The sequence below is a fragment of the Fulvivirga imtechensis AK7 genome (assembly GCF_000331535.1).
GTDB classification, from domain to species: Bacteria; Bacteroidota; Bacteroidia; order Cytophagales; family Cyclobacteriaceae; genus Fulvivirga; species Fulvivirga imtechensis.
Genome location: NZ_AMZN01000029.1, coordinates 62,742 through 76,839, shown reverse-complemented (window position 1 = coordinate 76,839; position 14,098 = coordinate 62,742). Strand labels below are relative to the sequence as shown.

General features: G+C 43.2%; 11 protein-coding genes. 6 read left to right on the top strand and 5 right to left on the bottom strand.

The annotated features are described in order from the left end of the window. Positions 1–2 precede the first annotated feature (2 nt). The 3 genes from C900_RS09045 to C900_RS09035 form a co-directional block, all read right to left on the bottom strand. Positions 3–842, bottom strand: a complete 840-nt coding sequence (locus tag C900_RS09045) for an ABC transporter ATP-binding protein (protein WP_040496248.1) — start codon at positions 840–842, stop codon at positions 3–5. Between the two features lie 203 nt (positions 843–1,045). After that, on the bottom strand, positions 1,046–2,260 hold the full coding sequence (locus tag C900_RS30360; RefSeq protein WP_009579455.1) for an eCIS core domain-containing protein: 1,215 nt from the start codon (positions 2,258–2,260) through the stop codon (positions 1,046–1,048). A 35-nt stretch (positions 2,261–2,295) separates the two neighbouring features. Beyond that, entirely contained in the window at positions 2,296–3,516 is a 1,221-nt protein-coding gene (locus tag C900_RS09035; protein ID WP_009579454.1) for a sensor histidine kinase, read from the bottom strand. 260 nt (positions 3,517–3,776) lie between these two features. On the opposite strand from C900_RS09035, the gene C900_RS09030 reads away from it, so the two are divergent. Continuing rightward, positions 3,777–4,853, top strand: a complete 1,077-nt coding sequence (locus C900_RS09030; RefSeq protein ID WP_009579453.1) for a methyltransferase domain-containing protein — start codon at positions 3,777–3,779, stop codon at positions 4,851–4,853. A gap of 105 nt (positions 4,854–4,958) precedes the next feature. Here the strand turns inward: C900_RS09030 and C900_RS30355 are convergent, their stop codons facing one another. After that, on the bottom strand, positions 4,959–6,749 hold the full coding sequence (locus tag C900_RS30355) for a sensor histidine kinase (protein ID WP_221408115.1): 1,791 nt from the start codon (positions 6,747–6,749) through the stop codon (positions 4,959–4,961). 468 nt (positions 6,750–7,217) lie between these two features. Beyond that, positions 7,218–9,029: a fasciclin domain-containing protein gene (locus tag C900_RS09015; protein ID WP_009579451.1), complete on the bottom strand. Its 1,812-nt coding sequence runs from the start codon at positions 9,027–9,029 to the stop codon at positions 7,218–7,220. Between the two features lie 268 nt (positions 9,030–9,297). Here C900_RS09015 and C900_RS09010 point away from each other — a divergent pair, with 268 nt between their 5' ends. The 5 genes from C900_RS09010 to C900_RS08990 all read left to right on the top strand — a co-directional run bounded on the left by C900_RS09010 (position 9,298) and on the right by C900_RS08990 (position 14,089). Further along, positions 9,298–10,449 carry a hypothetical protein gene (locus C900_RS09010; RefSeq protein WP_009579450.1) on the top strand — a complete coding sequence of 384 codons (1,152 nt, stop codon included), beginning with the start codon at positions 9,298–9,300 and terminating at the stop codon, positions 10,447–10,449. Continuing rightward, positions 10,436–10,816: a group III truncated hemoglobin gene (locus C900_RS09005; RefSeq protein WP_009579449.1), complete on the top strand. Its 381-nt coding sequence runs from the start codon at positions 10,436–10,438 to the stop codon at positions 10,814–10,816. The genes C900_RS09010 and C900_RS09005 overlap by 14 nt, the downstream gene beginning before the upstream one ends. Continuing rightward, on the top strand, positions 10,813–12,126 hold the full coding sequence (locus C900_RS09000; protein ID WP_040496246.1) for a hypothetical protein: 1,314 nt from the start codon (positions 10,813–10,815) through the stop codon (positions 12,124–12,126). The genes C900_RS09005 and C900_RS09000 overlap by 4 nt, the downstream gene beginning before the upstream one ends. Positions 12,127–12,546: 420 nt before the next feature. Further along, complete coding sequence (ric, locus tag C900_RS08995; RefSeq protein WP_009579447.1) at positions 12,547–13,467, top strand: iron-sulfur cluster repair di-iron protein; 921 nt, start codon at positions 12,547–12,549, stop codon at positions 13,465–13,467. 88 nt (positions 13,468–13,555) lie between these two features. Then, positions 13,556–14,089, top strand: a complete 534-nt coding sequence (locus C900_RS08990; protein WP_009579446.1) for a hemerythrin domain-containing protein — start codon at positions 13,556–13,558, stop codon at positions 14,087–14,089. The last annotated feature ends 9 nt before the right edge of the window (positions 14,090–14,098 follow it).

The following is a 14,098-nucleotide window of genomic DNA, read 5'->3' as shown; positions in this document are numbered from 1 at the left end:
ACTTACTCACTTTTGAATATTTCATAGATCTTTCTCTTGTTACTCACCACAGCATTGAAGAGTATCTCAAGATTCATATTAGTCTCCTCCCTGGTAGTGTTTTCGGATACCACCGTATAGCCACCCAGAGAAGACTCAGAATAGACCAAAGCATCGTTGTCTGGCAGTTCCTTTTGCTTGCTCACCCTCAACTTTTTTGATATTTGTACATAATTCTGAAAAAAAACAATCTCACCCTCATCGAGAATAATGACAGGATCGATCAGGTTTTCCATATCCCTGGCCTGGTGGGTAGAGATAATAAAACTCCGCTCCTCATGAATAGCATTGGCCACCACTTTTCTAAATTGACTTTTGGAAGGAATATCCAGACCATTGGTAGGTTCATCAAGGATCAACAGTTTGCAGTCTGTAGCCAGACCAAACGACAAAAGAAATTTTTTCTTTTGTCCGTATGACATCTCCGAAAGCTTCTGCCCTCCGGTAATATTGAATTCATGCAAATATTCCTGCAACAGCGCATAATCGAAACGTGGATAAAACGGGCTGTAGAGTTGAACATATCGCTCCAGGTACATTGACGGTAGATGGAACTCTTCACTTACCAGATAAATCTCTCTCAGGTATTGCGGGAACCGGTCCTTAGGCTGAAAACCTGCCACATCCAATGTTCCCCCGTTTGGAAACAATAGCCCTGAAATGAGCTTCAGCAAAGAAGTCTTTCCAGCTCCATTCTTGCCTAGCAAGCCATAAATATTTCCCAGCGGCATCGTTATGCTCAGTTGATCGAACAGTTGGTGTCGCTTATTATAGCTAAATGAAAGGTTTTCTATCCGGATCATTATAAGTATCTTAGTGTACTACTTAACTAATACACTGCAATAGTATTGTTTTTATTTTAATTTAGCAAGAATAATTTTTAGAAATGACAAGTTTATTGACGATGAGATGAGCTATAGTCAATTTTTTAAAGCGGCAAATGGAGGTGACTATTGAATAACAAAAGTGAAGTTAAAAGTATAGACTTCGAGTTCATCCTTTTAGCTTATAGATCTTCCTTCTTAACTTTTTCATCTTGCTTATCTTCTTCTTTACTCATTTCCTTTTTCATTTCTTCAATAGCTTGTCGGGCTTCATCATAAGCTATCATACCTTCATTGGCGTTGTATGATGCGGCTTTCTTCATATTGGCTGTGATAGTAGCACGGGACAATGCAATGTTGGCCAGTGTGTCCGCCCCTTTTAAATCCGGTTTGGCTATGTGTGTTACTGCCATCGTCTCTGCACCTGTAAGCAGAATTAGAGCATTTTTTGTATGGTGGCTATCAGTAAGGATAAGTTCACCGGTCAGCGGATTCCCGCTCGTAGCTGTATCTGTGCTAAAAGCCACAGGTGGTGGATCTACTTTAACTTTCTCTAAGGCTATTTGCGCAGCCCTTTTTATTACCTTATCTGCTTTTATACCTTGAAGGAAGCCTCGCCCATACTCTTTCGGGATCATTTTTGCCATCCCCTTTTCTTCTGTGCCCATCCATGCTTGCTGGTTGAGCACATTGGCAACGGGAACTTCCACAACCTGACCATCAATTGGTCCTAGTACCTTTTGCGCCTCACCTTCCTCCTCTTCAGTCCACTTCGCCTGAATAACCCCATCCGCTATATTATTTTCATTAATATTTAAGAAGTCGCTTGTATCTCGTGCTTTCATCTTCATAGCCTTCTGTCCCATTACATCAGCCTCCTTTTCCAGCCCTGGGTTATCATTTACTTTAACTCCACCCGTCATTTGCGTTGTGGGTTTTACCCTTCCCTGTTTTTGTTGTACAACGTGCCAGGCTTCATGAGGTAAGTGTTTTTCCTGCCCGGAAGCAACATGTATCTCAGTACCTTGAGCATAAGCATGTGCCTGCAATTGGGAGGGTTTATCGGAATTGTAATGAACTTTAACATCATCCATTGAGTACCCTGAAAGATTTTCAATACCTGTCTTTAGATGATCGGGCAAGCCCGTGTTGTTCTTTTTCTGAGTGACCGACTGATTTTGACTGTAAGTGTTCTTATTGGCTATTTCCTGAAGCTTTTTCATTTGCTGTACCTGGGTACTGCCGTTTACAACCTCCATCAACTTTCTTTGAGCTATAGCTTCAGGGTTATCAACATTCAATTGAGGGGTGCATTGCCCTGCTTTTGCTTTTTGTTGTGCCACAGCAGTTGACGCTTCGCTTTTGTTTTTTGAAATACTACCAATATATACATTCATATAAGTTTTTTTTAATCTATGGATAGTAACGCCTCCTACACAGTTTCAGCAGACTTAATGACTTTTTCTTTTGGCAATGTAAAATAAAACTGAGCGCCCTCATTCACCTTTCCTTCTGCCCAAATCTTACCACCATGCCGCAGTAAGATACGGTGTACAAGCGCTAAGCCAATACCATAACCTTTGAATTCACTTTCACTATGAAGCCTTTGAAATATACCAAAAACCTGGTCGTAGTATTGCATATCAAAACCGGCTCCATTGTCTTTTACAAAATAAGTTATTTCACTATCCGAGGCTTCACCCCCTATTAAAATTTCCGCCTTTTCACTATTGCCGGTATACTTAATGGCGTTTGATATCAGATTTACCCATACTTGCTTTATTAAAACAGGGTCACCCATCGTGGGAGGCAACTGATGGATCTCGCAGCTAATATCTCTGCCCTCTTCCTGCTCGATAAGTGATTCACATATTTCCTCCACCATCTCTGCCATAGATATGCGCTCATATGAGAGATCTTTTTTCCCAAGCCTTGAAAAATTCAGCAAACTATGGATAAGCTCATTCATCCCATTGGCCTTCGCAATAATAGATTCAATTAAATTTTGAGCCTCGGTGTGGCCTGAATAATCTTCCTGTAAAATGGACAGCCGCCCCGTGATGGTCCTTAGTGGAGCTCTCAGGTCGTGAGCAATAGAATGCGAAAAAGCTTCCAACTCTTCATTTACCGCCATCAATTGCTCGGTTCTTTCCTTAACCCTCTGCTCCAGTTCGTTATAGACATAAACATTTTCAATAGATACGGAAGTGATATCAGCAAGAGACTGCAGTAATTCTATCTCTTCATCAGTAGGATTGTGCTGTTTTGCCCAGTAATTTCCAATGGCTCCCACCGGATCCATAGATCTGATCGGAACGGTAATGAGGCTTTTCACGAAAGTGGGTTTGTATGCTTCGATAGGAATACGATCATCAGTGTAAATATTTTGCACCACAGCCGGTTTTTTATGGATCATAGCCCAGCCACTTATGCAGGAAGACATGGGAAACCTCTGCCCCTTCCATAACGGACCGATGGCATCTTCATCAGCATAATAGCACAGGTCCCGGTCTCTTAATACAAAAGTTGCACCATCGGCCCCTGTCAATTTTCTGGCTGTTTTCCTTACCACATCCATTATGGTTTCTATATCGCGGGCCAGCGATAGCTGCTGAACTGTTTCAACCAATAACTTTAACTGCTTACTTGTCATTGTGCTTTGTTTGACATTCATCTCAATGCGTTGATACAATTTATACAATAAGATGAGGCATTATATTACTCAAACTAGTTATTTCCTTAAAGGCTTACAATTCAATTTTAGCAATAAAGGTACATCAGGATATCCTTTGTTTGAATGAATTAAAACCATTGACATTAATTAAAATCAATGCGGCCTTGAATATTTTTCATACCCAACACAAAGACTTAGTACATGAAGCGTTATATTTTTGATCATTAGCAAATTCAAATATGATTGAAATTCGCCATTTAAAACTTATCGATGCGGTTGCAAAAGTCGGATCATTGAAGAAAGCAGCGGAAAAGCTGTTTCTAACCCAATCAGCCCTGAGCCATCAACTCAAAGAGCTTGAGACGCACCTGGGAACGCAGGTGTTTTACCGTATCAACAACCAGTTGCATTTTACCCCCGCCGGCAAAGAATTCAGGGATGCAGGCAAAGCCATATTAGAACAACTCGGGCAACTTGAAAACCGTGTGCAGCAAATCAACCAGGACCGATTGAAAAGCTATATTCATGGATATTCGAGCGAGGAAACCCAGCGGCTGAATGATCAGGCCTCGACCATATCAGAACTACTGCACCGGGACTCTAAGTGGGAAGACGGGGCGTTGATATTGGAAGCAGGGTGCGGTGTAGGCGCTCAGACCCAGATCATCAGCCATAAAAACCCTGGTTCTAACTTTATATCGGTAGACCTTTCGGAAAAATCATTAGCCCAAGCCTCACAGGTCATTAGGGAAATGAACATCAACAACGTAGAATTTCAGTTGGCCGATGTGTTCGACCTGCCTTTTAATGACAACACTTTCGACCACATTTTTGTGTGCTTCCTTTTAGAGCATGTGTCTAAACCGGAGCTTGCACTTCAGGAGCTAAAAAGGGTGCTGAAAGCAGAGGGTACGATCACGGTGATCGAAGGAGACCATGGTTCAACCTATTTCTATCCCGATAGCAAAACAGCCCGGAAAGCCATCCAGGCACAGGTGACGCTGCAAAAACAAAATGGTGGAAATGCTTATATCGGCAGGCAACTTTATCCTATGCTTTCAGATGCCGGATTTTCCAATGTTGCTGTTAGTCCACGGCAGGTGTATGTTGATGATTCCAAGCCTGAGATGGTGGACCGCTTTATTAAAAATACCTTTACTGCCATGATAAAGGGCATTAAAGATGAGGCGCTTTCTAAAAGAATTATTTCCAGAGATGAAATAGAAGGTGGCATAAGGGACCTGTACAAAACCACCGAAGGAGGAGGTACGTTCTGTTATACTTTTTTCAAAGCCATTGGATATAAAGAACGATAAAGCAACAACTCTTATCATTCAATAGAATAAAGCTCATGGTTCTTCTGAACAACATAGCACAAACCCTGGTTTTTCTTTAAAATAAAGTTCTTTTTCCCGATCCGGCTAACCTGGCAGGCTAATTGTAAATGCAGTACCTATATTTTCCCTGCTTATAAAGTCTATATCGCCTTTCATAAGCTCCACATAATGCTTCACGATATTCAGACCAAGGCCCGTACCTTGTATGCCGTTGACGTTCCGGGCTCTGAAAAATTTACCAAACAAGTTTTTCTGCTGCTCGTCAGGAATTCCTATTCCCTGGTCCTTCACGATTATAACCACGTGGTCATCTTTAACTTCTGAGGTCAGGTCGATGTCTTTTTCTGAATATTTAATGGCGTTGGAAAGCAAATTGAGCATAACATTACGCAGTATTTTCTTATCCAAAAGCACTTCTCTTCTTCCATGATGTAAGTGGTTGATAACCTGTCCCTCCTTTTTCATAGGGTGAAGATCTTCCACGATCTCTGATAAAAACGACTTCAGGTCAAATCCCTCAGGCTCAGTTTCCACTTTACCACGTTCCAGTTTATCAAGTGACAGGAAATCTGTAAGTATACCTTCCAGGTTTTTTACCGATGACCTGATACGTTGCAGGTGTTTTGTCCTTATTCCCTGTTCATCCGCTTTGGCATATCTTTCTGTCAGGTATGCAGATGAGAGGATCGTGCTTAAGGGTGTTCTGAATTCGTGTGACGCCATAGAAACAAATGCGGTTTTGAGCTCATTCATTTCCTTTTCCCTTGCCAGAGAATCTGCCAACTCACTGGTGCGCTCCTTTACTTTGTTCTCAAGCTCTAAATTAAGGTACTGCATGGCACTGTTGATCCTGCATCGTTCAATAAAGCTCTCCGCATTACGTGCAAAAAGCTCCATCCTGTAAAGCTCATGCTCAGTACAACGGCAAGGCTCTTTGGAATGAGTGGTGATAATGCCGATGGGAAGCCCATTCCGATCAAAAAGGGGTGTAGCTTGTACCGCACGGTATCCATACCTGCAGGCTATTTCATATTGTGGAGGCAGATTTACTTCCGTCCTCATATCTGCAATGGCCATCTGTTTATGAACTTGAAAACTCGTACTGTCTTTCACAGAGACCTCTGCCAACTGCTCAAGAAACTCACTGAGCAAACCTACCTGAGCCTCTGTTCTCAGCACATGTTTCTCCGGATCAAGTAACTGGATGTACCCCACTTCTGCTTTAAACAAACTTATTGAGGTACGGAGTATCTCTTCCAACCCCTCCTGAAACCCGTTGATCTCCCATAGCCGGCTTCCTGCATCATTAAGGTCGGCCAGTACTTTCGCGTCATTTTCCAACTTATTTCTTACCTCTATGTTTTCTATCGAAACAGCCGTGATATCTGCAAGCGCCTGCAGGAGAGTCACTTCCTCTTCAGTGGGTGTTCGATAGGTAGCCCAATAATTACCAATAGCACCTATTGGATCCAAAGTGCGAATGGGAACCATTAAAAGACTCTTCACAAAAGTGGCTCGGTAAACATCTTTGGGAATCCGTTCGTCCGCAAAAATATCGGCAATAACCACTGATTTTTTATTTGCCATAGCCCAGCCGCTAATACAGGTCTTCATAGGGAACCTGCTTCCTTTCCAAAGCGGGCTCACGGCATCCTCATCGGCATAGTAGCAGTGGTCGCCTTCTCTGAGTACAAAGGTTGCTCCATCCGCTCCCGTAAGTTCACGGGCAACAGTCCGTACAATCTGCATTACCGAATCAAGATCTCTGGCTAGTGACAACTGCTGCACCGTATACACCAATCGCGTCATACCCGAACTACGGTTAGGCGATTCCCCTGTTGACGGGGTTTTCTCTGATGTATCCAATATAGCCATGCTACCAAATAGTGGGGCTTTTTAGAAGTCCTCTCCGGCGCTCAAAGCCTTCATCTTCTACAAATTAGGAAATTGATCGAATAGTTTCAAGTCATAAGAACTTAATTAGTGTCTCTAAGAAAACGCCAATGTCTGCGTTACGCTTGCCCCCAAAATGCTCTCGTACCCCAGTGCGCTCCGCTTTTTTAAAACTTTATCCCACTCTTTAGCGGGAACGTTTTTCTTAAAGCCACTTAGAGTTTTCTTACAAACACTCATTAATTAATTTATACATTTAATTACTAAATATAATCTTTAGCCCACAAGCCAAAGACCGGCCTCTAAATAGTATTCACTTAAACTTTCTACGACAGCCCTCTTGACAAGCCGCAAAAAAGGCCCCGGTACTCATGACATAAAGCACCAGGGCTTGAGCAGCAAAGCACCGGAGAAGGCTCACCGCTCCTCCCCGGGATATTTTAACTAAAACTACAAAGCGGTATCTACAGGCAGTAGTACTGCATCAATGATATGAACCACACCATTGGCAGCCAAAACATCCGTATTCGTTACTACAGGATTAGCAACATCCGGATCTTTGTCTGTTAGCGTGACGGCATCACCAACATTTACTACAAAGGTATTTCCTTCTACTGTGGTGGCCTCTAATCCATCGGTGAGATCAGATGAAAAAACTCTACCTGAAAGCACATGGTATGTCAGGATGCTTTCCAAAGTACCTGCACCCAGCGTTGGATCCACGTCTTCCGGCCCGTCAATGCCCAGCGCACTGTACAATGTCTGAAACGCAGCATTGGTAGGAGCAAACACGGTAAACGGACCGGCTTCCTGCAGCGTACTCACTAAGCCCGCTTCCTCCAATGCAGCAGCCAGGTCCGTAAACCCCGCATTTGTTGCGATACCCACTACGTCTAGCTCGGCTGGTATCAGGGTCCGGCTGATCACATGTACTACACCATTGTTGTAATCCAATGCCCCTCCACTGTTGGTAGCTACCTGTACCTGTGAATTACCATTGATAAATACTCCATTACTATTGTTAGTAAGATAGAAATCACCATTCAAAGTTGTCACTGCCGTGGCAAATCCCCCGGTGGTGGAAGGCAGATCAGAGGCAAAAACTTCCGAACCCAGTACGTGATACTGTAAAATTCCCGCCAGGTCCAGACCTTCCAGTGCAGTGACCCCTGCTGCTTCAAATGCGTCATCATTAGGTGCAAAAAGGGTGTAATTGGCGGCCGGATCGATCAAGACTGATAACAGGTCCGCTTCCACCACTGCGGCTGTGAGTATACTAAAGTCATTGCTGAAATAAGCAGGTTCAACTATGGTATTTAAAATACTCTCCTCCAGACCAGGAACAAGCACAGCATCAATAATATGGACAATACCATTAGAAGCCTCTACATCTGCTGTAGTCACGGTTGCATTGTTGACCGTCACTGTGCTACCGGATATGCCCACTGTTATTTGATCATTATTACTGAGTACTGTTGAGGCTGTTTGCCCGTCTGAAAGATCCGTAGAAGCCAAAGCCGCACCCGCAACGACATGATATTGCAATATTCTTTTCACCACATCTTCGGGCACATTGCTAATGTCATCTTGCCCGATAGCATCCAGCAGACCTGCAAATGCATTATTAGTAGGTGCAAATACGGTAAACGGACCGTCTCCTGATAATGCACCCACCAGGTCGGGGTAGTTGCCGAGAAGCTGATACAACGTGCTTAAACTTGATGTGGCGGCTGCGGTTTCTACAATATTAGGAGCCGAAGGCATTAAAACACCCGCGATCGTATGGATGACTCCATTGCTGGCAGGCACATCAAAAGGCTCAACTATGCTGATACCGTTAACCGTCAGAGCAGACGCATCGATGGATATATTTTCACCACTCAGGGTAGCCACCTCTCCTGTAATAAGGTCTTCGGAGTTGACGGTACCACTTGCCACATGATAAAGTAATATTTTTTCGAGATTGGCAACGCCTGATACGTTATCTTTTGTAATTCCCAATGCAGCAAAAGCTTCGTCAGTAGGTGCAAAAACAGTATATGCTGTCGTGCCAGAAAGCTCATCATCGAGTTCAGCCTCAACCAGTGCAGCGGCAAGTGTGTTATAGCCATTGGCAATAGCCACATCTACAATGGTCTGAGGTCGCGCCTCCGAATCATCATCACCACAACCGGTAGTGAGTAATACAAAGGGTAAAAGAAAAGCCAAAATCAATGAATAGCTTCTCTTTAATGTGCTGGTAATGCTTATAGCGATTTTCATAGTATAGGTGTTAATAAATTAGATGTTACAACTCATATTCCCTCTTAACGAAGCGTTCTACAATTTTGTTTAACAACTATAAAAATTTATTAAACAAAATATTTTGTTGAAGTTTAACGCGATCTTCACGCATCCCTCTACAGTAAGATTGCGGGGTGTCTTATACTGATATAAATCAGCTTATTTGGTATGGAAAGTATGACCCAGATCATAAAATTTGCAATGCTCCGCTTCTACTTTTGCTTATTGAATAAGGCAGAATTTATAAATGCAAAACAGAAAGCTACTTCCCTTTATCCTTCCAATAGTGATGCTATCACTATTAGCGGGCATTTGGGCCGGTTGGATCCGCATTGGATGGGACTTTCCGCTTTCGGCCACTGCCGGCAAACATGGAGCCTTAATGGTGGGAAGTTTCCTGGGTACACTTATCAGCCTGGAAAGAGCTGTGGTGCTGAAAAAACACTGGTCAATGCTGGTACCAGCGCTTAGCGGCATAAGTCTGTTGTTTTTTCTGTTCAACGTAGATGTTTGGGCCTTTGCTTTCCTTACGGCCGGCAGTCTGGGACAAGCCATCATGATGGCGTACTTTTTAGATAAACACAAAGAACTTCACATGAGTGTGATGTTGTCGGGTTCTATCTGCTGGCTAACAGGCAACCTTATGTGGCTGGCGTATCAGTCATATCCACTCGCTGTGCCCTGGTGGATAGGTTTTTTACTGCTGATGATCACGGGAGAAAGGCTTGAACTGACACAATTTTTACCTGTTAAAAAGTACAAAAGGCAGCTATTAATGGTCGCCCTTGGCATTTTTATGATTGGTATTATCATTCCGTTTCATGGAAATGGCAGATACCTGGCCGCTGCCGGATTGATTTTAACAGGATTGTGGCTATTGAAATACGACATGGCGACCAAATCCATTAAAAAGGAAGGCCAACACCGGTATTCTGCAGTTCTGTTGCTCACCGGGTATTTCTGGCTGATCAGCAGTGGTGTACTTATTATATCGGGTGATATCTATGGTTTTATGTACGATGCTGTGTTACATACTTTTTTTATCGGTTTTGTCTTCTCCATGATATTTGCGCACGGTCCGGTTATTCTTCCGGGAGTTCTGGGCATAGTGGCCAGGCCATATCACCGGATCCTATACTTCTGGGCAGTATTATTGCATGCTTCGCTAATTCTGAGAGTGGGCGCTGACCTGTATTCAAATGTAGAGCTGAGAATGTGGGGCGGACAACTTAATGGCATAGCAATACTGGCTTTTTTTGCTACAATGGCAGCATTAATGATAAGGGCAGTAAAACATAATAGCTATAAACGAAACGGCAATGTTTCAACGGCTTTTATTGATAGCAACGGGTTGTTGCAATGGAATAAAAATGAAAATTTAAAAGATGAATCCAAATAAAGAAATAAGCTCAAGAGAAGAAGTAAAGGAGCTGGTGGACAGCTTCTATGCCAAGGTAAACGAAGATGACCTGCTCTCCCCTGTCTTTAATGATTTTGCCAGAGTGAAATGGGAAAACCACCTTCCCATTATGTACGACTTCTGGAGCAGTATACTGTTAGGTGATGCCAGCTACAGGGGAAATCCATTTATAAAGCACATGGTGCTGCCCATCGATAAAGATCATTTTTCGCGTTGGCTGGACCTGTTCCTGGAAACGGTAGACGAACGATTTACGGGCGCTGTGGCTGAGGAAGCAAAAAAAAGGGCAGGTACCATAGCCGGTATCTTTCAATATAAGATGGAAATGCTGAACCAGCAGAGATGATACAAAAGTGGGTTAAATTATCTTTTATATATTTATTTTTTGTAGGTGCACTGGGATGTCTTCTTCGCTGGGTGATGTTCTCTCCTGTGGAAGGTATTAACTTCCGGTATTTTTTGCACACCCACTCTCATTTGGCCTTCCTCGGCTGGGTATTCAATGCTTTGTTTGCTGCAATGATCTTTGCTTACCTGCCCCACAAGGCCAAGAACTACAGGTTGCTTTTCTGGCTTTTGCAACTGGCGGTACTGGGAATGATGTTCACCTTTCCATGGCAGGGTTATGCAGCCGCCTCCATTGCTTTTTCAACAGCGCATATTTTCCTGTCATATTGGTTTGCGGGTAAATTTTTATTCGACACAAAAAGCAAAAAGCTTTCGTCTAGTCCGCTGTCGTTGATGTTTATGCGATGGGCGCTATTTTTTATGGTATTGTCATCAATAGGCCCTTTTGCCCTCGGAGCCATTATGGCCAAGGGACTTGCCGGTACAGACCTGTATCAGCTAGCCATTTATTTCTACCTCCATTTTCAATATGACGGCTGGTTCACCTTTGCTGTTTTCGGACTGTTCTTTTGGTTGCTGGAACGCCATAAGGTGGCCTTTAGCATCAAAAGCGGTCACAGATTCTTATGGCTGATGGCCATTGCCTGTCTGCCAGCCTACACACTATCCACATTATGGACGCACCCACCAGTCGGGATATATGCTGTTGGCTTTGTAGCTGTTGCTATGCAAATTATGGCTGTGGCTTATCTGTTTCATATGATAAGGAACAGGAAAAGGCAATTGAAACAGATCCTTTTACCCTGGACTACACGGCTCCTTACATTTGCTGTTGGCGCCTTCCTGGTCAAGATCACGCTACAAACTGCTTCTGCTTTTCCAGCTATAGCAGACCTGGCTTATAATATCAGGAATTTCACCATCGGCTATCTGCATATCGTATTTTTAGGCTTTATTTCTGTGTTTTTGATCGGCTGGTTCCACCAAACCGGATTATTCATTATCCATTCCAAAACGATGAGATCAGGTATTGTTTTGTTTCTATCAGGTTTTGTTTTAAGTGAATTATATATATTCCTTCAGCCGCTTTACTTCATGGTCGGCTTCGGCTTAATCCCTTACAGCCATCAAGTGTTATTTGCTATTTCGCTCCTTATGCCGGCAGGCATCGGAATGTTCCTTTTTCGTGCTGTGCGCATTACAGTTTCAGGTACAAGGCGACATTCCCTCAAGATAGTTCCTTCTTTTCAAAGTCATCAGAAGAAAACATTTGAAGTTGAAAAGTCAGGAAGCCAACAAGAAGCGTAGGCTAAGCTGGAGCATCCTCAAGATCCTTGTTAGCTACAGATTGTAGCTATCGGTTATTTTAGCAGAGTCATAAAAGATGGAGTGCTACACTGCATGGATTTCTCCCTTTAGGGTCGAAATGACCTGGAAAGTCGGAAAGTAGACGCTGATAATTGTTAATCATTTGTAAGACTGCCCAACTGCTTCTCCCTACTGCATACTTTGCTCGTTGGTTAATGGCTAATGGTCAACGGCTAATTAATGGTTTATCCATGTCTTTCCTGTTTCCTGTTTGATGTTTGATGTTTTCAGAAACTGAACTGCGAACTGAAAACGGTGAACTGTGAACTGTGGAAGTTTCTACTTTTTTCCTCAACATGATCTGGGTCATAAAATGCCCGGGACATAGTCACTAATTTCACATCAAACAAATGACAAGATATGAGAACTGAACATTTGCTTGATGTGCGCATCATAGAGCCGAAACTGAAGCACCCAACCATATTTCAGCGTTTTGATGAACTGGAAACCGGAGAGCAACTGACTATCGTCAACGACCATGACCCTTTGCCTTTATACTACCAGTTTAAAGCAGAGCGGCCGGAGCAATTCGAATGGAATTACCTTCAGGAGGGGCCGGATGCCTGGAGGGTGGGCATTACTAAAACAGCTCAGATAAAAACTGTTGCCGATGTGTTGGTAGACAATCCTAAAGCTGCCACTGTTTTTAAAAAATACAATATAGATTTCTGCTGTAAAGGCGCCCGTCCTTTAGACGAGGCATGTGCCGAAGCTGGCGTCAGGTCAGATGAGATCCTGCAGGAAATTGACAAGGCAGAGGAAATTCCACAGTTCAACATGCGGGCCAACGAATGGTCATTAGACTTCCTGACAGAATATATCGTCAATAATCATCATAAATATGTCAGAGATAACGCGCAGGACCTCGAGAATTTGGCTGATAAGGTAGCCCAGGTACACGGGGAGTTTCATCCTGAGTTGATTGAAATTGCCGGAATTGTCAGCGAGATCACAGAAGACCTGCTGGAGCATATGGAAAAAGAGGAGCAGGTACTTTTCCCCGCTATTCGCACTATGGTTTCCAAAGGAAAAGTGCATTTTCCTTTTGGTTCAATACGCAACCCCATCATGATGATGGAAGATGAACATTCGGAAGCAGGCCAGGGATTTGATGACATTCGAAGACTGTCGGAACAGTATACCATACCGGAAGATGCATGTGCTTCATACCGTCTGCTGTTTGAAAAGTTGCAAGCTTTCGAAGACGACCTGCATCAGCATGTTCACCTGGAGAACAATATCCTGTTTCCTAAGGCCATTGCCCTGGAAGATAGTTTTTAATAATTCAATTGCAATATAAACAACTGATCATGCACCAACATACTCACCCGTCATTCTATATCTCACCTTCAATATTTTTTGCCACTGTATGAAGGTAGACTATTATTTATGGCCGGCCGATCTGTTAGCTAACTATGTGATCAAGGGTCACCATATAGCCATTCTTCAACTGATCTCTGAAGCCAAAACCAGTTTCGGGCATCTGGTAGAGATATACGGACATGAATACCCACAGGTATATGAAATGCAAAACCTTTTTTCCTTTTGTGCCTGGAAGCTGGAAGCCCATTTTGGCAAAGAGGCGATTACCATTCTGCCTTATGTAAGAAGGTACACGACCGAATTGAAGAAGCACCGTACTAAACGAAAGTCTACCCTGTATTCGGTGTGTCCTTCCATTCACAAGATGTACTATGAGCATAAGGCGGAAAAGCTCCGATTCGACCTGCTCCTGAAATTGATGCGCCAGGCTGCTCTTCCGGCAGAAGACAGTCCGGTTTTCGAAACCACATATCGCAAATTGAAAGAACTGAAAACCCGTTGGCATGAGCTGACACTGTTGGAAAATAACATCCTCTTTCCAAAAATAATTGAGATGGAGGCCATTTTGAATCCTATGTAAACATTAACT